Below are 18454 nucleotides of genomic sequence, written 5' to 3' on the forward strand. Positions count from 1 at the left end.
CCTTATGATTTTTATTATGAATTAGTCAATAATTTTGGCGCCTTCAGGCGTACCGACGATCACAACGTCTGCGCCACGTAACGCGAATATCCCGTTAGTGACGACACCCGCAACGTTGTTTAATTCTTTTTCCATTTCAACTGGATTTAAAATAGTAAAGTTGTGCACATCTAAAATCACATTGCCGTTGTCAGTCACCACTCCTTCACGATATTCCGGTGCGCCACCAAGTGCGGCTAATTTTCTGCCTACTTGTGAACGAGCCATTGAAATAACTTCAACTGGTAATGGGAAGGTCGAACCTAACACATCCACTTGTTTACTCGAATCCACAATACAAATAAATTTTTTCGCTAATGCAGCGACGATTTTTTCACGAGTGAGTGCTGCGCCACCACCTTTAATCATCATTTTTTGTGGATTGATTTCATCTGCACCATCCACATAAATATCTAAGCTCGAGACATCATTTGCATTAAATACTTCGATACCTTGTTTACGGAGTAATTCTTCTGATGCTTTGGAAGCCGCAACTGCGCCTTGAATTTTATCTTTGATTGTACCTAAAGCTTCAATAAAGCAGTTCACAGTGGAGCCACTTCCCACGCCAACAATTGTGTCAGCTTTTACATATTGTAATGCAGCTTGTGCTGCGAGTTTTTTCATTTCTAATTGATTCATTTCTTTTCCTTATTTTAATAAGTAAACGATTGCGTTACTTTATTACGAGAGTATTTAATAAACAAGTGTAATTTTCAGCAGTGATAGGTTTAACGGATAAGCTACGATTCCGTTAAAAATAATTCCAAAAGTCCATTGAGAAATAATTTGCCATGCTCAGTGATTTGCCAAGAATCATTGTTTTCCACAATATAGTTTTGTTGAATAGCAAAATCAATTTGATTTTTCACCGCACTTTGCGATAAACCTGTGTAATCTTCAAATTCTTGTTTGGGTACCGCTTCTAACAAACGAAAGCGATTCATAAAAAATTCAAAAGGGCGGTCAATTTCTGGCACGTTTTTTTCTTCGTAAAGATATTCGCCACGCAAATAACCTTTCGGGTGCTTAGTTTTAGAAAAGCGGGTAATCTCGCCATTCGGAAACGTCAATTTCCCGTGTGCGCCACAGCCAATGGCTAAATAATCCCCAAACCGCCAATAATTCAAATTATGTTTACATTGAAAACCCGCTTTTGTGTAAGCCGATGTTTCATATTGCTGGTAGCCTGCCGCAGTTAACAGTTGGTGGCCTTGTTCAAAAATATCCCAAAGCTCATCATCATCTGGCAATTTAGGTGGGCGGTAAGCAAACATCGTATTTGGCTCAATAGTAAGCTGGTACCAAGAAAGGTGAGGAGGAGATAGCTCAATAGCTTGGCGAAGATCATCTAAGGCTTCTTCCAACGTTTGGTTTGGCAAACCGTGCATTAAATCTAAGTTGAAACTTTTTAGCCCAGAAACTTTCGCTAAATTGACCGCACTTTTTGCCTCTGCTGCATTATGAATCCGCCCAAGACGCTGTAATTTGTCATCATCAAAGCTTTGTATCCCCATAGAAATTCGCGTAATGCCTGCTGATACATAACCTTTAAAACGTTCAGCTTCTACCGTGCCAGGATTCGCTTCTAATGTGATTTCAATATTATCTTCAAAATCAATCTGCGTTTTTATTTCTTTTAAGAGATATGCAATGCTTTTTGCTGAAAATAAACTTGGCGTACCGCCACCAATAAAAATTGAATGGAGTTTTCGTTGTTGAATTGAATCTTTAAAGCGCTGTAAATCAGCCCGTAGATCTTGCAGAAGGTGGTAAATATAGTCTTGTTCTGGTATATCGCCTTTTTGTGCGTGAGAATTAAAATCACAATAAGGGCATTTTTGAACGCACCATGGAATGTGTACATAAAGGGAAAGTGGAGGAAGTTTGAGCATGCTGTTATTAACAAGTTTTAAATGTGAGAACAGTTGAAAAAGTACAAATTAACGTTGTGTAAATATGAAATCTTAGCTGACACTATGAATGTTGATAAAAAGGGCCTGTTTTCACAAGCCCTAAAACATTCAATTAATTGACCGCTCTTGTTGTCTTACTGGTCGCTTTACGGCGGGGTGATTTTGCCGCTTTAGCTTCAACTTTGACAAACTCAATGCCTTCAGGCGGATTTTCCAATGCAAGGCCAAGTACTTCATCAATGGTTTCTACTGCATGAATCGCAAGATTTTGTTTTACGTTTTCTGGAATTTCTTCGAGATCTTTAACGTTCTCTTTTGGAATTAATACGGTTTTAATTCCGCCACGATGTGCAGCAAGAAGTTTTTCTTTTAATCCACCGATTGGTAATACTTTACCGCGTAAACTGATTTCACCTGTCATGGCTACATCCGCACGTACAGGATTACCTGTTAAACAAGAAACTAATGCAGTACACATTGCAATACCTGCACTCGGACCATCTTTTGGTGTTGCACCATCTGGCACATGAATGTGAATATCGCGTTTCTCATGGAATTCAGAATTAATACCAAGTTTATCCGCACGAGCGCGCACAACAGTCATAGCCGCTTGGATGGATTCTTTCATTACATCACCTAATGAACCGGTAAATGTGAGTTTTCCTTTACCAACAACGGAGGCAGTTTCAATAGTGAGTAAGTCGCCGCCGACTTCTGTCCAAGCTAGACCTGTCACTTCACCAATGCGGTTTTGTGTGTCGGCTTTGCCAAATTCAAAGCGTTTGACACCAAGATAATCGTGCAGATTATCTGAATTTACGGTGATAGATTTAAGTTTTGGATTTACCAATAAATTTTTCACTGCTTTACGGCAGATTTTTGAAATTTCACGTTCTAATCCACGAACGCCCGCTTCACGTGTGTAATAGCGGATAATATCTAAAATTGCGCTTTCTTCGACGGTAAGTTCGCCTTTCTTTAAACCATTACGTTCAATTTGTTTCGCTAACAAATGACGCATCGCGATATTAAGTTTTTCATCTTCTGTATAACCAGAAAGACGAATAACTTCCATACGATCCAATAATGGGCCTGGAATGTTCATAGAGTTTGATGTCGCCACAAACATTACATCAGAAAGATCATAATCCACTTCTAAATAGTGATCGTTAAACGTGGTGTTTTGCTCAGGGTCGAGCACCTCAAGTAATGCTGAGGCTGGATCGCCTCGCATATCGGATGCCATTTTGTCGATTTCATCAAGCAAGAATAATGGATTTTTCACCCCCACTTTTGCCATTTTTTGAATTAATTTACCCGGCAATGCACCAATATAGGTTTTACGGTGACCACGGATTTCTGCCTCATCGCGAACACCGCCTAATGCCATGCGTACATATTTACGACCAGTGGCATTCGCAATAGATTGACCAAGAGAGGTTTTACCTACGCCTGGAGGGCCAACTAAGCAAAGAATGGGTCCTTTCACTTTGTTTAAACGAGCTTGTACTGCAAGATATTCAAGAATACGTTCTTTCACTCGTTCTAAACCATAGTGATCGGCATCTAATACTTGTTGTGCTTTCGAAATGTCTTTTTTCACTTTAGAACGTTGATGCCAAGGCACTTGGATCATCCATTCAATGTAACTACGAACAACGGTTGCTTCAGAAGACATGGCTGACATCATTTTGAGTTTTTGTAGCTCATTTTCCACTTTATTGCGCACATCTGCTGGCATGCCAGCAGCTTCTACTTTTTGACGAAGTTGTTCAACTTCATCAATCGTATCCTCACTTTCACCATCATCCATTTCTTTACGAATGGCTTTAATTTGTTCGCTAAGATAATAGTTGCGCTGGCTTTTCTCCATTTGTTTTTTTACTCGGCCACGAATACGTTTTTCAATTTGGAGAATGTCTGCTTCTGATTCCATCATGCCAAGCAGATATTCTAGTCGGTCTTGTACGTTAGCAAGTTCCAAGACACTTTGTTTATGGCGAACACTTACTGGTAAATGAGCTGCCATTGTATCTGATAAACGATCTGCATCACCAAGACGATGAAGTGCATTTAATACATCTGCAGGGATTTTTTTATTTAAGGTGAGATAATTTTCGAATTCAGAAAGTACCGCTTTTTTCGCAACATCTAACTCTTTCTCATCACCATAAGTGGTTTCGATAGGGGTAATTTTTGCGGAAAAGCACTTTTCGCCATCTTCAAGGCTGTTAATTTTCGCGCGATTTTGACCTTCAACTAGCACTTTCACTGTGCCATCAGGTAATTTTAGCAATTGAATAATATTAGCAATGGTACCCACGTCAAATAAATCTTCAGGGGTAGGTTCTTCCAAATCAGCTTCTCTTTGAGATACCAAAAGAAGCTGTTTATCATCGTTCATCGCTTCTTCAAGGGCATTAATTGATTTTGCACGCCCTACAAAAAGTGGCATCACCATATAAGGGAAAACGACGACATCGCGTAATGGCAATACGGGCATCGTACGTTGGGTATTCTTCGCCATAATTTATCTCTCTTAATTCTTTCCGATAATTTGGGTAAATATTGGGATAGGGAAAAAGGAATTCAAGGAAAAGATTATAACAAAATCTGAGTTATAAAGTGGGTTTTAAACAAAAAAGAATTTTGGCAAATGAAGTGATAATCGCTAAAATGGCCGATAATTTTATTAAATTTCACAAAATATTGAGTTATGTCCACGAAAAATAATTTTATTTTCCCCACTTACGTTCAAATGTATCCTTATTCCAAGGATCGCCCTTTTCTCAAACAAGTGCGGGAAAAATTACGCTATTATGGCTATAAATGGTTATATCAAAAGCAATGTAACCAATTAGTGGATTTTCTTAATACAGAAACTCAATGGCAGCCTTTATTTACACAAGATTATTATCGTATCAATACGGTTCTGACTACTTTTTGCGATAAACGCTTTTCTGCTTCAGAACGTTTAACGGCGATTACGGAGAATTTACGTTTGGCTGAAGAGAAAATGGGACGTTCGCTTTGCCAACAATTATTAGAACAACAAAATATCGTGTTAACACAATTAACTGACGATTTGCGTTTATCTTTGAGTATCAACCATATCGATCCCTTTGAAGGGTATTTTTCTATTAATATTCGTAATCAACATAATGAGCGAGTATACGATGCTTCTTTCACTTTTTTGAGCCCAAATAAATTGCTTATCGCCTCGATTCAAGGCCCTTCAAGTGACAATGCTCAAGAACTTGTAAAACAGGCTACGAAGGCATTGCACGGTATGCGCCCAATGTTTCTGTTGGTTAATGCATTCAAAATGCTTGCTGAAAAATGGCAATGTGAGCTAGTGGGCATTCCGCACAAAGCGCAAGGAAAATATCGTCTTGCTGCGCGCAGTAAGATTTTGTTTAATTACGATGAGTTCTGGCAAGAGAATCAAGGGAAATATCGCCATAATTATTGGCAATTACCTTTGGATATTGAACGCAAACAGTTAGAAGATATCGCAAGTAAAAAACGTTCTATGTATCGTAAACGTTATGAAATGTTAGACCAAATGGCATTGGATATTCAGCAACTTTAACAAAGAAAGTGCGGTAAAAATGAGAGAAATTTTTACCGCTCTTCTCAATTAGTTTCCTTGTTTTTTCACTTCATCCCACAACAAATCTAACTCAATAAGTGGCACATCATTAACTTGCTTACCTTGTTGTTGAACCGCTTGTTCTACTGCTCTAAAACGACGTTCAAATTTTAAATTCGCTTTTCTTAATGCATCTTCAGGATCACATTTTAAATGGCGAGCAAGATTGACGGTTGCGAACAATAAATCGCCGATTTCTTCTTCCACTTTGTTCTGTTCAATCGAAGTGCGGTGAATTTCAGCTTGAACTTCTTCTAATTCTTCCTGCACTTTGTCAAATACTGGGGAAATTTCTTCCCAATCAAACCCTACTTTAGAACAACGTTTTTGTAATTTTGCTGCTCGAGTAAGAGAAGGCAAAGCACAAGGTACATTATCTAAAATAGAGGTTTCTTCACTTTTACCTTGTTTTTCTTTCGCTTTCATTTCGTTCCAACGAGAAAGGGCTTCTGTTTCATCCCCAGCTTTTTCATCACCAAACACGTGAGGATGACGGCGCACAATTTTTTCAGCAACATCTTGCAATACATCGTCAAAAGTAAAGTATTTATCTTCCGTAGCAAGCTGGCTGAAGAAAACAACTTGTAACAATAAATCCCCTAGTTCTTCGCGTAAATTTGGTATATCTTTTTTCTCAATCGCTTCGATTACTTCGTAAGTTTCTTCCGTTAAGCAAGGAATCATAGATTCATAATTTTGTTTTAAATCCCAAGGACATCCGTCATTTGGATTGCGCAATTGAGCAATAAGTTGAATAAAATCCTGAATAGAATAATGCATTGTCTCGCCTCCTAATCAATAATCTATCTGTTTAGTAGTATAACGGAACAATAAGAAAAAGGGTGTAAATACAATCGCTTTTTAACTACTTTTTCTTTATACTCTAGCCCCTAGAAAATCTTTTATTAAGCTGGACAAGATGGAAAAAATTATTATCGATCACGATCGTTTTTCTCGTACAATTTCACGCATTTCCCATGAAATCATTGAAAAACACCAATCTCTCGATAATGTAGTGATTGTTGGAATCAAACGCCGAGGGGCTGAAATTGCCGCATTATTACAGCATAGAGTAGAGAAATTAAGTGGTAATAAATTACCATCTATGGAACTGGATATTACCTTTTACCGAGACGATCTAACCTTAGTAGATCAAGAGGATAAAATGCCGGTATACAGTGGCTCCTCACAATATTTGAATATTCAAGACAAAACAGTAATTCTTGTCGATGATGTACTTTTTACTGGTCGAACCATTCGAGCAGCAATGGATGCACTCACTGATTTTGGTAGAGCGGCAAAAATTGAGTTAGTCATTTTTATCGATCGTGGACATCGAGAACTACCAATTAGAGCTGACTATGTAGGAAAAAATGTCCCAACAAGTCGCGAGGAATTAGTACAAGTTCGCACTGAAAAATATGATGGTTGCTATGAAGTTGCTATTATTGGGAAATAATTACTGTCACTTGTGAACCTTCTTTAGAACTGATAATCTAAAGAACATTGTTGATACTTTTTGATAAAACAGAAATGAAAAAATCTACATTTAAATCATTGTTTTTAGCCACTATTAGCGCCATTGTTTTAGCTTCTGTTGTAAAAGCCGAAGAACGTGTTGTAGCAATGGTGAATGGCGTTCCAATCCTTGAAAGCCAGGTTCAAGCAAATATAGGAAAAAGTGGAAATCGCCAAGTTGCTTTAGATAAAATTATTGATGACATTTTGCTTCATCAAGCAATGCAAGATGTGAAAGCCCCTTCAATTGACCCTAAAGCATTAAATGCAGCTGTAGAGCAACAGCTTAATCATATTGCTGCAGCAAACAATTTAACCTTGGGGCAGTTCGCTATTGCGCTAAGTAATGAAGGTTCCTCACTAAATGAATTTCGCCAACGTATCGCAAAAGATGTCAAAAAAGCCTGGGAAAACCAATTACAAACGATGACCCGCGATGCAATTCGAAATAGAGCAATTCATGAAAGCGTGGATGTTGAACAAGCACGTAGTGAAGCTTGGGCCCTTGGACAAAAAATGTTAGAGGAAGCAAAAGAAAAAGGTTCTGCACAGAAAATAACAGGAAAAGAATATGAAGTTCGTCATATTTTGCTTAAACTAAATCCAATGCTAAATGATGCTCAAGCTAAAGCAGAACTTACAAAAATTCGCTCAGATATTCTTGCTGGAAAAATTTCTTTCGCAGATGCAGCGTTAAAATATTCAAAAGATTATTTATCCGGCGCAAATGGCGGCAGTTTAGGTTATGCATTCCCCGAAACTTATGCGCCACAGTTTGCACAAACTGTTGTACAAAGTAAACAAGGTGTAATTTCTGCACCGTTTAAAACAGAGTTTGGCTGGCACATTTTAGAAGTGACAGGGATGAGAGACGGCGATCTTACTGCAGAGGCCTACGCACAAAAAGCCTATGAACATTTAGTAAACTCTCAGTCGCAAGATGCAACAAAAGACTGGGTTAAAGCATTGCGTAAAAAAGCAGATATCCAATATTTTAATAAATGATTTAATATTTAAAAGAAAGGGGCTTAATTGCCCCTTTTGTTGTTTTTTATTTTCTCTTTCTTATATCTTATGAAGAAATTTTTAATTGCGATTTTACTTTTAATTTTGATTTTAGCGGGCGTGGTTAATTTTGGTTATTACAAAATTACTGAATTTGTAAAAACTCCGGTAAATGTGCAGGCAGATCAACTTTTAACTATTGAACGTGGCACAACTGGTTCAAAATTAGCCGCACTTTTTGAGCAAGAAAAGTTAATTGATGATGGGAAATTATTACCTTATTTGCTGAAGTTGAAACCTGAGCTAAATAAAATAAAAGCAGGGACTTATTCTCTTGAGAATGTTAAAACTGTGCAAGATTTACTGGATTTGCTTAATTCAGGTAAGGAAGTGCAGTTCAATGTAAAATGGATTGAAGGAAAAACCTTCAAGGATTGGCGAAAAGATCTTGAAAATACACCGCACTTGGTGCAAACCTTGAAAGATAAGAGTAATGAAGAAATTTTCACATTACTTGATTTGCCAGATTTTGGTCGAAATCTTGAACTAAAAAATGTGGAAGGTTGGCTTTATCCTGATACTTATAACTACACGCCTAAATCGACAGACTTGGAGCTACTTAAGCGATCGGCTGAGCAAATGAAAAAGGCGTTAAATAAGGCGTGGAACGAGCGTGATAAGGATTTACCTTTAGCTAATCCTTATGAAATGTTGATTCTGGCTTCTATCGTAGAAAAAGAAACAGGCATTGCTACTGAGAGAGCAAAAGTGGCCTCTGTATTTATCAACCGTTTGAAGGCAAAAATGAAATTACAAACGGATCCAACGGTAATTTATGGTATGGGTGAGAATTACAGTGGTAATATTCGTAAAAAAGATTTAGAAATGTCAACGCCTTATAATACCTATGTGATTGATGGATTGCCGCCAACACCAATTGCTATGCCAAGTGAAAGTTCGTTACAAGCTGTTGCAAAACCTGAAAAAACAGATTTTTATTATTTTGTGGCAGATGGTTCTGGTGGGCATAAATTTACCCGCAATTTGAATGAACATAATAAAGCGGTACAAGAATATTTACGTTGGTATAGCAGTCAGAAAAATGCCAAATAAAAGAGCGGAAGAAAATATGAAAGGAAAGTTTATTGTTATTGAAGGCTTAGAAGGCGCGGGGAAAAGCTCTGCTCACCAGTCTGTTGTGCAAGTCTTGCATGAACTGGGAATTAAAGATGTGGTGTTTACTCGCGAACCGGGCGGAACGCCATTGGCAGAAAAATTACGTCATCTAATCAAATATGAAACTGAAGAACCTGTGACAGCAAAAGCAGAGTTATTAATGCTTTATGCAGCACGTATTCAGTTAGTAGAAAATGTGATTAAACCTGCTTTAATGCAAGGAAAATGGGTGGTAGGTGATCGCCACGATATGTCATCTCAGGCGTATCAAGGTGGTGGACGTCAATTAGACCCGCATTTTATGCTCACCTTGAAAGAAACCGTATTAGGTGATTTTGAGCCTGATCTCACAATTTATTTGGATATAGAACCGAGTGTCGGTTTAGCACGAGCTCGTGGACGAGGTGAATTAGATCGTATTGAGCAAATGGATTTGGATTTTTTCCATCGCACTCGAGCACGCTATTTAGCGTTAGTAAAAGATAATCCAAAAGCAGTGGTGATTAATGCTGAGCCGAGTATTGAACTTGTTCAAGCTGATATCGAAAGCGCGGTAAAAAATTGGTGGAAATCAAACGAAAAATGATCGCACTTTACCCTTGGCTAATGCCAATTTATCATCAAATTGCTCAAACCTTTGACGAAGGTTTGGGGCATCATGCTGTGCTGATTAAAGCTGATTCTGGTTTAGGTGTAGAACGTTTATTTGATGCACTTGTACAGAAAATAATGTGTGTGGCTCAAGGCGATAAACCTTGTGGTCAATGCCATTCTTGTCATTTAATGCAAGCCCATAGCCATCCAGATTATCATGAATTGAGCCCTATTGATGGTAAGGATATTGGCGTTGATCAAGTGCGCGATATTAATGAAATGGTTGCTCAACACGCACAACAAAACGGCAATAAAGTGGTCTATGTGCAAGGTGCGGAGCGTTTAACGGAAGCGGCTGCCAATGCATTATTGAAAACATTGGAAGAGCCTCGTCCAAATACTTATTTTTTACTTCAGGCGGATAGTTCAGCAAGTTTATTAGCAACCATTTATAGTCGATGCCAAGTGTGGAATTTGTCCGTGCCTAATGAGCAAACGGCTCTTGATTGGTTGAAATCAGAAAGTGCGGCTGAAAATCAGGAAATTTTGACCGCACTTGCGATGAATCTTGGGCGTCCGCTTTTAGCATTAGAGACTTTACAACAAGGGCTTATTGAACAGCGTAAAAACTTCTTACGTCAATTTTGGGTGTTCTATCGCCGACGTTCACCATTGGAATTGCTTCCGTTGTTTGATAAAGAACGCTATGTTCAGCAAGTGGATTGGATTTTGGCTTTTCTTTCCGATTGTTTAAAACATAAACTTGAAATTGATAGTCATCGACAAGTTGCCGATCTTGGCCGCGGTATCGAACAATTCAGCGATGAGCAAACCGCTCTTGGTTTATTACAAGCAATCAAAATTATGCAAAAAGTGCGGTCAGATTTGCTTACAATTAATGGTGTGAATGTTGAATTGATGCTATTAGATAGCTTGACCAGATTAGTCACAGAAGTATTTGAAACGCAATAAATTAAAGATATATCGTCTATGGCGTTCAAGCCTTAGGTATAAGGAAAAATAATTATGTTCATTGTTGACTCCCACTGCCATTTAGATGCATTGGATTATGAAAATTTACATAAAAACATTGCAGATGTGGTGGAAAAAGCGCGCGCGCGTGATGTGAAACATTTGCTCGCAATTGGTGTAACGTTAAGCCGTTTTGAGCAGGCTTATGAATCTTTACGCGAATTTAATAATGTCTCGCTTGCTTGTGGTGTTCACCCACTGGATTTTGAAGAAGAACCTTATGACGCAGAACGCTTATTGCGTTTAGCGCAAGATCCAAAAGTGATTGCGATTGGCGAAATTGGATTAGATTATTATTACAGCGCGGACAATAAAGCGGAGCAACAAGCGGTGTTTGGTAGCCAAATCGATATTGCAAACCAGTTAGATAAGCCTGTAATTATTCATACACGTTCTGCAGGTGATGATACCATTTCAATGTTACGCCAACACCATGCTGAAAAGTGCGGTGGCGTTATTCATTGTTTTACGGAAACCATGGAATTTGCGAAAAAAGCGTTAGATTTAGGTTTTTACATTTCTTGTTCTGGCATTGTGACCTTTAAAAATGCCGAAGTGATTCGTGAGGTTATTCGTTATGTGCCAACGGATCGCTTATTGGTGGAAACAGATTCGCCTTATCTTGCGCCAGTGCCTTATCGGGGAAAAGAAAATCAACCGGCTTATACGAGAGAAGTATGTGAATACGTGGCAACCTTAAAGGGCTTTTCTACTGAGGAGTTTGCTCGAATCACTACGCAAAATTTCGAGCGTTTATTTAAAATTCGTGTAGAATAAATGCACAGTTCTGACAAGGGAAAAGTATGCGAAAGTTTTTTAAATATTTCTTATTTATTGTTGTTTTTTTATTCCACGGTTTTATGTTTTCTGTGGTGAATTATGTGTTCCCTCATTATGATGTGACACGTGTTACTGGCGTAGAAGTTAAACGTGTTGATAAAGATGGGCCAATCACAAAATCGAATCCAGCTGATGGCCCAACACGTGATGTGTATTACATCAACACGCAAAATGACGATGGCAAAATTATGGTGTATCGCAATGAAGATACACGTTGGGGTTTTCCGTTCTACTTCAAATTTGGCTCAGCCAATTTACAGGCTGAAGCGCAGGCTTTGGGTAATGACAACAAACTTGTGCAAATTAAATACTATGGTTGGCGTATTACGATGATGGATGAATATCGCAATGCAACCTCAATTAAAGAAATTACGGCTGATGACACGCCAAGTCATCCAATCGTTTCTTGGATTTTCTATGCATTCCTGTTAGCTACCTTATTCTTGTCTATTCAATTTGTTCGCGGCTGGTTTGACAGCGAAGAGTAATATCCTGAACGGCCGCAAAGTGCGGTCGTTTTCTTTCATATTTTTGAGTAATGATTATGGAATTATTTCATACTATTTTGGCGATTATTGCCTTAATTCTAATTAGTGCGGTTGTTTCTTCTGCAGAAATTTCACTGGCGGGTTCGCGTAAATTGAAACTACAAACCCTTGCGAATGAAGGGGATGTGCGCGCGCTTCAAGTGCTTAAATTGCAAGAGCACCCTGGTCGTTTTATTACCGTGGTTCAAATCGGTTTGAATATGGTGGCGATTCTTGGCGGGGGAATTGGTGAAAGCGCACTAAGCCCTTATATCGCGGAAATTTTAAGCCGCTCTTTTGTGGGCGATTGGATTGAGCCAACCGCTTCTACAATTGCGTTTGTGTTGGTTACTTGTTTCTTTATCTTATTTGCTGATCTTATTCCAAAACGTATTGCCATTACTTATCCTGAAATGGTGGCATTGCGCGTTGTCGGCATTATGAATTTCAGTATGTTTGTCTTTAAGCCGCTTGTGTGGTTTTTTGATACGATTGCTAATGTATTTTTCCGCTTATTTCGTATTTCCACTGTGCGTGAAGATGGCATGACGTCTGAAGATATTTTCGCTGTAGTAGAAGCGGGGGCTGAAGCTGGTGTATTAAAAACTCAAGAGCATTATCTCATTGAAAACATTTTCGATATGCAATCACGTACAGTGACTTCCACCATGACAACGCGTGAAAATATCGTGTATTTAGACCGCACTTTTTCTCGCCAAGAAGTCATGGATACGCTTTCTCGTGATTCTCATTCTAAAATTGTGATTTGTGACAATAGCCTCGACAAAATCTTAGGTTATGTAGAATCCCATACGTTGCTCACCATGTATTTGCAGAATGAAAATGTGGTGCTCACAGATCCTAAACTACTCCGTAAAGCATTATTTGTGCCGGATACGCTTTCTCTTTACGAAGTATTAGAATTGTTTAAATCTACCGGTGAAGATTTTGCGATTATTGTAAATGAATATGCCCTCGTAGTGGGTATTGTTACGCTAAATGATGTCATGAGTATTGTTATGGGGGAATTAGTTTCTAACGAAGAAGAATATATTGTGAGTCGTGATGAAAACTCATGGCTTATTGATGGCGCAACGCCATTAGAAGATGTGACACGAGTATTAGATATTGAATCTTTCCCAGATGAAGAAAATTACGAAACCATCAGTGGCTTTATGATGTATATGCTACGTAAAATCCCGAAAAAAACCGATTCTGTGGTTTACGGAAAATACAAGTTTGAAGTGATTGATACGGAAAACTTTAAAATCGATCAGATTTTGGTGTCTTTAGTAAAAGAGGCGGAATAATTACCGCCCTTTCTTTAATCCCCTTCAGCCAGTATAATGGCGGCGTTTTATTAACTTTAATCAGGTATGACTATGTTTAAAAAAATCTCTGTTTTATTTTTTACGTTAATGTTGGCAGGTTGTTCTTCTTGGTCATCGGTTACCAACTACATTCCATTTATGGGGAACGATAAAAAAGTGATTGATTTAGATAAGGATAAAATCGATCAAAAATCTTATGCGGCTGCTTATGAAGCGACTATAGCGACATATAAAGGTCGCGTGAATGAAAATTTCTTTGTAGATAATTTTGCAAGTGGTGCGAATGACTGGTATCTAGGCCGTATTTTAGTTCCTGTTAAACAAATTCAGGATAAACTTTATACAGGCGGCCATGATTCTGATGTATATGCTTATTATAGCGGCGTGTTACATGCGGAAGCATTGCAAGCGAACCTTAAACGTTTGAACGCAAATTGTTGGGAAAAAGTGGATTCGCAAAGCATAACTCAAGGTATTTATGATGCGATGCGTGATTTGCAAAAAGGCAAAGAGCGCGGTGAAAATGATGAATATATTGCGCAAGGTAGTGAAGCACTGCTGAAAGCCTGCACATCTAAATAATTGTTTTTCAACAAGCTGCTGGTCGATTTATTTCACCAGCAGCTTTATTTTTAAATTATTAAGGAGCAAGAATGTTAGAACTTTCGGAAAGCAACATTCATTTAAATGCTAACGCAGCTGATAAACAACAAGCGATTGAAATCGCAGCGTCCGCATTAGTTCAAGCAGACAATGTGGAAAATGGTTACTTGCAAGGAATGCTAGCGCGCGAGTTGCAAACCTCAACCTTTTTAGGCAATGGCATCGCTATTCCTCATGGCACCTTGGATACTCGTTCGATGGTAAAGAAAACGGGCGTGCAAGTGTTTCAATTTCCTCAAGGCATAGAATGGGGAGAAGGAAATATTGCTTATGTCGTGATTGGTATTGCGGCGCGATCTGATGAGCATTTGTCCTTATTACGTCAACTTACTCACGTTTTGAGTGATGAAGATACCGCAGCGAAATTAGCAAAAATAACGGATGTTGCTGAATTTCGTGCGATTTTAATGGGCGAGACAATTGAGCCATTTGAAATTCCTGCTGCCAATATCAGTGTAGATGTAGATACCCAAAGTTTATTAACTTTAGTCGCGATTAATGCGGGGCAATTACAGATGCAAAGTGCGGTAGAAAATCGCTTTATTTCTGAGGTGATTAATAATGCGGCATTACCACTTGGCAAAGGGTTATGGGTAACCGATTCTGTCGTAGGGAATGTGAAAAATGCCTTGGCATTTAGTCGTGTCAAAACGATTTTTAGCCACAATGGCAAAGCTGTAAAAGGCGTGATAACCGTTTCAGCTATCAGTGATCAAATTAATCCAACTTTAGCGCGTTTATTAGATGACGATGTCCAAACAACCTTACTCAATGGTAATTCAACAGAAATTTTGACCGCACTTTTGGGTTCAGAGTGTGATGTTGAAACTCAATCTGTAGAAGGTGCTGTTGTAGGAACCTTTACGATTCGTAATGAACATGGTTTACATGCGCGTCCAAGTGCGAATTTGGTTAATGAAGTGAAAAAATTCACTTCGAAAATTACCGTGCAAAATCTTACTCGTGAAAGTGAAGTCGTCAGTGCAAAAAGTTTGATGAAGATTGTTGCACTTGGTGTAATACAAGGGCATCGTTTACGTTTTGTGGCAGAAGGGGAAGATGCAAAACAAGCTATTGAAGCATTGGGCAAAGTGATTGCCGACGGCTTGGGTGAGAATGTTTCTGCCGTGCCGCCATCTGAACCAGATACCATTGAAATTATGGGGGAGCAAATTCACGCACCAGAGGTAACAGAAGATAATAACTTGCCGGCAAATGCTATTGAGGCAGTGTTTGTAATTAAGAATGAACACGGTTTGCACGCTCGCCCAAGTGCAGTGTTGGTAAACGAAGTGAAAAAATATAATGCCTCTGTAGCGGTTCAGAATCTTGATCGTAATTCTCAATTAGTGAGTGCTAAAAGCTTAATGAAAATTGTGGCATTAGGCGTAGTAAAAGGGACTCGTTTACGTTTTGTTGCAACGGGCGATGAAGCGCAACAGGCTATTGATGGAATCGGTGCTGTGATTGAATCGGGTTTAGGGGAATAGTATGGCAAGCGTTGTAACAATTACTTTAAATTCCGCCTATGATTTAGTCGGGCGTTTAACTCATATCCAACTTGGTGAAGTAAATACCGTAGAAACCCTTGGCTTATTTCCTGCGGGGAAAGGCATTAATGTCGCAAAAGTACTAAAAGATTTAGGCGTTGATGTTTCAGTAGGCGGTTTCTTGGGCGAGGATAATTCAGCTGATTTCGAGCAAATGTTTAATAAGCACGGTTTGGAAGATAAATTCAACCGTGTGGATGGCAAAACTCGTATCAATGTAAAAATTACCGAAACTGAAGCAGATGTGACAGATTTAAATTTCTTGGGATATCAAATAAGCCCACAAGTTTGGCAACAATTTGTGACGGATTCTTTGGCTTATTGTTTAAATTATGACATTGTCGCAGTTTGTGGCAGTTTACCTCTAGGTGTATCTCCTGAATTATTTGCTGATTGGTTGAGTCAGCTTCACCAAGCTGGCGTAAAAGTGGTGCTTGATAGTAGCAATGCTGCGCTTACCGCTGGATTAAAAGCGAAACCTTGGCTAGTAAAACCCAATCATCGAGAACTTGAGGCTTGGGTTGGTCATCCATTAAATCGTCTTGAAGAAATTATTGCTGCTGCACAGCAACTCAAAGCGGAAGGTATTGAAAACGTGATTATTTCAATGGGAGCCAAAGGTTCTTTATGGATTAATAATGAAAGCGTGCTCAAAGCCGAACCGCCAAAATGTGAAAATGTAGTGAGTACTGTTGGGGCAGGCGATTCAATGGTAGCAGGCTTAATTTATGGTTTTGAAAAAGGTTTATCGAAAGCTGAAACCTTAGCTTTTGCTACGGCTGTGTCCGCTTTTGCGGTGTCTCAAAGTAATGTCGGTGTGAGTGATTTGAATTTACTTGAGCCCATTTTAGAAAAAGTACAAATAACGATGATTGAAGGATAGTATGAAGTTATTTTTAACCCAATCAGCTAATGTAGGCGATGCGAAAGCCTATTTATTACATGAAGTTTTTCGAGTAGCTGCGCAAAAAGCAAATGTCTCTATTGTAGAAACACCAGCCGAAGCAGATCTTGTTCTCGTATTTGGTTCTGTATTACCCAATAACCCTGCGTTAGTTGGTAAAAAAGTCTTTATTATCGGCGAAGCTATCGCCATGATTTCTCCTGAAGTCACGCTGGCAAATGCCTTAGCCAATGGAGCAGATTATGTTGCTCCGAAAAGTGCGGTGAATTTTACAGGTGTTTCTGGTGTAAAAAATATTGTTGCGGTAACTGCTTGTCCAACTGGCGTTGCACATACGTTTATGTCAGCCGAAGCGATTGAAGCCTATGCGAAAAAACAAGGTTGGAATGTAAAAGTTGAAACCCGTGGTCAAGTTGGGGCTGGCAATGAAATTACTGCAGAAGAAGTCGCGGCGGCTGATTTGGTATTTGTTGCAGCAGATATTGATGTGTCTTTAGATAAATTTAAAGGTAAACCAATGTATCGCACTTCAACAGGATTAGCCTTGAAGAAAACCGAGCAAGAATTTGATAAAGCATTTAAAGAGGCCAAAGTTTTTGATGGCAGAAATAATGCTGGCTCAAAAGAAGAAAGCCGTGAGAAAAAAGGTGTGTACAAACACTTAATGACTGGCGTTTCTCATATGTTACCGTTAGTGGTTGCGGGTGGGTTGTTGATCGCGATTTCGTTTATGTTCAGTTTTAATGTAATTGAAAATACAGGAGTTTTTCAAGATCTTCCCAATATGTTGATGAATATCGGTAGTGGTGTGGCGTTCAAGTTAATGATTGCCGTGTTTGCCGGTTATGTTGCATTTTCTATCGCTGATCGTCCAGGGCTTGCAGTTGGTTTGATTGCGGGGATGCTGGCAAGTGAAGCGGGTGCAGGGATTCTTGGCGGTATTATTGCGGGTTTCTTAGCGGGCTATGTAGTGAAAGGGCTGAATGTGATTATTCGATTGCCAGCAAGCCTGACTTCATTAAAACCGATTTTAATTTTACCGCTCTTGGGTTCGATGATTGTTGGTTTGACGATGATTTACCTCATTAATCCACCAGTAGCTGAAATTATGAAAGAGCTAAGTAATTGGCTTACTTCAATGGGCGAAGTGAATGCGATTGTGTTAGGCGCAATTATTGGTGCAATGATGTGTATCGATATGGGCGGGCCGGTAAATAAAGCAGCATACACCTTTTCTGTTGGATTGATTGCATCCCAAGTTTATACGCCAATGGCTGCGGCAATGGCCGCGGGTATGGTTCCACCAATTGGTATGACAGTGGCGACTTGGATTGCTCGCAATAAATTCACTGTTAGCCAACGCGATGCGGGGAAAGCATCATTCGTTCTTGGTTTATGTTTTATTTCCGAAGGTGCATTACCATTTGTGGCAGCAGATCCAATTCGTGTCATTATTAGCTCTGTGATTGGTGGTGCAGTGGCTGGTGCGATTTCTATGGGCTTAAATATTACATTACAAGCTCCACACGGCGGATTATTTGTAATTCCATTTGTATCTGAGCCGTTGAAATATCTTGGTGCAATTGCGATTGGTGCTTTATCAACAGGTGTGGTTTATGCCATTATTAAATCGAAAAACAATGCGGAATAATACCGCACTTTGAATGTAAAAAAGCCGATTCATTTGAATCGGCTTTTGTTTTGGAA

Annotated in this window: 17 protein-coding genes; 13 read left to right on the forward strand and 4 right to left on the reverse strand. The window is 39.1% G+C overall.

Features of this window, described 5'->3' with window-relative positions; translation table 11 throughout:
- Window positions 1-21: 21 nt before the first annotated feature.
- From rpiA to lon, 3 genes are all read right to left on the reverse strand, one after another.
- Window positions 22-681, reverse strand: a complete 660-nt coding sequence (gene rpiA / locus KP710_RS06075) for a ribose-5-phosphate isomerase RpiA (protein WP_048952943.1) — start codon at window positions 679-681, stop codon at window positions 22-24.
- 101 nt (window positions 682-782) lie between these two features.
- Window positions 783-1934 carry a radical SAM family heme chaperone HemW gene (hemW, locus tag KP710_RS06080; RefSeq protein ID WP_048952944.1) on the reverse strand — a complete coding sequence of 384 codons (1152 nt, stop codon included), beginning with the start codon at window positions 1932-1934 and terminating at the stop codon, window positions 783-785.
- Between the two features lie 133 nt (window positions 1935-2067).
- Window positions 2068-4482 carry an endopeptidase La gene (gene lon, locus KP710_RS06085; protein WP_048952945.1) on the reverse strand — a complete coding sequence of 805 codons (2415 nt, stop codon included), beginning with the start codon at window positions 4480-4482 and terminating at the stop codon, window positions 2068-2070.
- A gap of 189 nt (window positions 4483-4671) precedes the next feature.
- Between lon and KP710_RS06090 the strand changes: the two genes are divergently transcribed.
- The gene (locus KP710_RS06090; RefSeq protein WP_048952946.1) at window positions 4672-5547 is read left to right on the forward strand and encodes a VirK/YbjX family protein; all 876 of its coding nucleotides are present in this window, start codon (window positions 4672-4674) and stop codon (window positions 5545-5547) included.
- Window positions 5548-5595: 48 nt separating this feature from the next.
- Here the strand turns inward: KP710_RS06090 and mazG are convergent, their stop codons facing one another.
- Window positions 5596-6387 carry a nucleoside triphosphate pyrophosphohydrolase gene (mazG, locus tag KP710_RS06095; protein WP_048952947.1) on the reverse strand — a complete coding sequence of 264 codons (792 nt, stop codon included), beginning with the start codon at window positions 6385-6387 and terminating at the stop codon, window positions 5596-5598.
- 139 nt (window positions 6388-6526) lie between these two features.
- On the opposite strand from mazG, the gene pyrR reads away from it, so the two are divergent.
- From pyrR to KP710_RS06155, 12 genes are all read left to right on the forward strand, one after another.
- Complete coding sequence (gene pyrR, locus KP710_RS06100; RefSeq protein ID WP_048952948.1) at window positions 6527-7066, forward strand: bifunctional pyr operon transcriptional regulator/uracil phosphoribosyltransferase PyrR; 540 nt, start codon at window positions 6527-6529, stop codon at window positions 7064-7066.
- A 74-nt stretch (window positions 7067-7140) separates the two neighbouring features.
- Window positions 7141-8130: a peptidylprolyl isomerase gene (locus tag KP710_RS06105; protein WP_111407846.1), complete on the forward strand. Its 990-nt coding sequence runs from the start codon at window positions 7141-7143 to the stop codon at window positions 8128-8130.
- A 69-nt stretch (window positions 8131-8199) separates the two neighbouring features.
- Entirely contained in the window at window positions 8200-9243 is a 1044-nt protein-coding gene (mltG, locus tag KP710_RS06110; RefSeq protein ID WP_048952980.1) for an endolytic transglycosylase MltG, read from the forward strand.
- Window positions 9233-9892 (forward strand): dTMP kinase, encoded by a 660-nt coding sequence (gene tmk, locus KP710_RS06115; protein WP_048952949.1) that lies wholly within the window; start codon window positions 9233-9235, stop codon window positions 9890-9892. The genes mltG and tmk overlap by 11 nt, the downstream gene beginning before the upstream one ends.
- A complete protein-coding gene (locus KP710_RS06120) occupies window positions 9889-10872 on the forward strand; it encodes a DNA polymerase III subunit delta' (RefSeq protein ID WP_048952950.1) in 984 nt (327 codons plus the stop codon). Before tmk ends, KP710_RS06120 begins: the two co-directional genes overlap by 4 nt.
- A 54-nt stretch (window positions 10873-10926) precedes the next feature.
- Window positions 10927-11709 carry a YchF/TatD family DNA exonuclease gene (locus KP710_RS06125; RefSeq protein WP_048952951.1) on the forward strand — a complete coding sequence of 261 codons (783 nt, stop codon included), beginning with the start codon at window positions 10927-10929 and terminating at the stop codon, window positions 11707-11709.
- A 26-nt stretch (window positions 11710-11735) separates the two neighbouring features.
- Window positions 11736-12260 carry a DUF1523 family protein gene (locus tag KP710_RS06130; protein ID WP_005626131.1) on the forward strand — a complete coding sequence of 175 codons (525 nt, stop codon included), beginning with the start codon at window positions 11736-11738 and terminating at the stop codon, window positions 12258-12260.
- A 50-nt stretch (window positions 12261-12310) separates the two neighbouring features.
- Window positions 12311-13609: a polyamine export protein PaeA gene (paeA, locus tag KP710_RS06135; protein WP_048952952.1), complete on the forward strand. Its 1299-nt coding sequence runs from the start codon at window positions 12311-12313 to the stop codon at window positions 13607-13609.
- Between the two features lie 72 nt (window positions 13610-13681).
- Window positions 13682-14212, forward strand: a complete 531-nt coding sequence (locus KP710_RS06140; protein WP_165818743.1) for an HI_0449 family lipoprotein — start codon at window positions 13682-13684, stop codon at window positions 14210-14212.
- A 71-nt stretch (window positions 14213-14283) separates the two neighbouring features.
- The gene (gene fruB, locus KP710_RS06145) at window positions 14284-15783 is read left to right on the forward strand and encodes a fused PTS fructose transporter subunit IIA/HPr protein (protein ID WP_215770999.1); all 1500 of its coding nucleotides are present in this window, start codon (window positions 14284-14286) and stop codon (window positions 15781-15783) included.
- Window position 15784: 1 nt separating this feature from the next.
- Window positions 15785-16726, forward strand: coding sequence for a 1-phosphofructokinase (gene fruK / locus KP710_RS06150; RefSeq protein WP_065265600.1), 942 nt, complete (start codon window positions 15785-15787; stop codon window positions 16724-16726).
- Window position 16727: 1 nt separating this feature from the next.
- Window positions 16728-18398 carry a fructose-specific PTS transporter subunit EIIC gene (locus KP710_RS06155; RefSeq protein ID WP_111407696.1) on the forward strand — a complete coding sequence of 557 codons (1671 nt, stop codon included), beginning with the start codon at window positions 16728-16730 and terminating at the stop codon, window positions 18396-18398.
- Window positions 18399-18454: the final 56 nt, after the last annotated feature.

It is taken from the genome of Haemophilus sp. SZY H35, assembly GCF_018829705.1.
GTDB lineage: Bacteria > Pseudomonadota > Gammaproteobacteria > Enterobacterales > Pasteurellaceae > Haemophilus > Haemophilus haemolyticus_K.

Coding starts and splice junctions, on each gene's coding strand:
- KP710_RS06120 (WP_048952950.1), top strand. CDS start 9,889: ATGATCGCACTTTACCCTTGGCTAATGCCAATTTATCATCAAATTGCT.
- KP710_RS06140 (WP_165818743.1), top strand. CDS start 13,682: ATGTTTAAAAAAATCTCTGTTTTATTTTTTACGTTAATGTTGGCAGGT.
- tmk (WP_048952949.1), top strand. CDS start 9,233: ATGCCAAATAAAAGAGCGGAAGAAAATATGAAAGGAAAGTTTATTGTT.
- mazG (WP_048952947.1), bottom strand. CDS start 6,387: ATGCATTATTCTATTCAGGATTTTATTCAACTTATTGCTCAATTGCGC.
- hemW (WP_048952944.1), bottom strand. CDS start 1,934: ATGCTCAAACTTCCTCCACTTTCCCTTTATGTACACATTCCATGGTGC.
- paeA (WP_048952952.1), top strand. CDS start 12,311: ATGATTATGGAATTATTTCATACTATTTTGGCGATTATTGCCTTAATT.
- KP710_RS06130 (WP_005626131.1), top strand. CDS start 11,736: ATGCGAAAGTTTTTTAAATATTTCTTATTTATTGTTGTTTTTTTATTC.
- mltG (WP_048952980.1), top strand. CDS start 8,200: ATGAAGAAATTTTTAATTGCGATTTTACTTTTAATTTTGATTTTAGCG.
- KP710_RS06090 (WP_048952946.1), top strand. CDS start 4,672: ATGTCCACGAAAAATAATTTTATTTTCCCCACTTACGTTCAAATGTAT.
- KP710_RS06105 (WP_111407846.1), top strand. CDS start 7,141: ATGAAAAAATCTACATTTAAATCATTGTTTTTAGCCACTATTAGCGCC.
- fruK (WP_065265600.1), top strand. CDS start 15,785: ATGGCAAGCGTTGTAACAATTACTTTAAATTCCGCCTATGATTTAGTC.
- rpiA (WP_048952943.1), bottom strand. CDS start 681: ATGAATCAATTAGAAATGAAAAAACTCGCAGCACAAGCTGCATTACAA.
- lon (WP_048952945.1), bottom strand. CDS start 4,482: ATGGCGAAGAATACCCAACGTACGATGCCCGTATTGCCATTACGCGAT.
- KP710_RS06125 (WP_048952951.1), top strand. CDS start 10,927: ATGTTCATTGTTGACTCCCACTGCCATTTAGATGCATTGGATTATGAA.
- KP710_RS06155 (WP_111407696.1), top strand. CDS start 16,728: ATGAAGTTATTTTTAACCCAATCAGCTAATGTAGGCGATGCGAAAGCC.
- fruB (WP_215770999.1), top strand. CDS start 14,284: ATGTTAGAACTTTCGGAAAGCAACATTCATTTAAATGCTAACGCAGCT.
- pyrR (WP_048952948.1), top strand. CDS start 6,527: ATGGAAAAAATTATTATCGATCACGATCGTTTTTCTCGTACAATTTCA.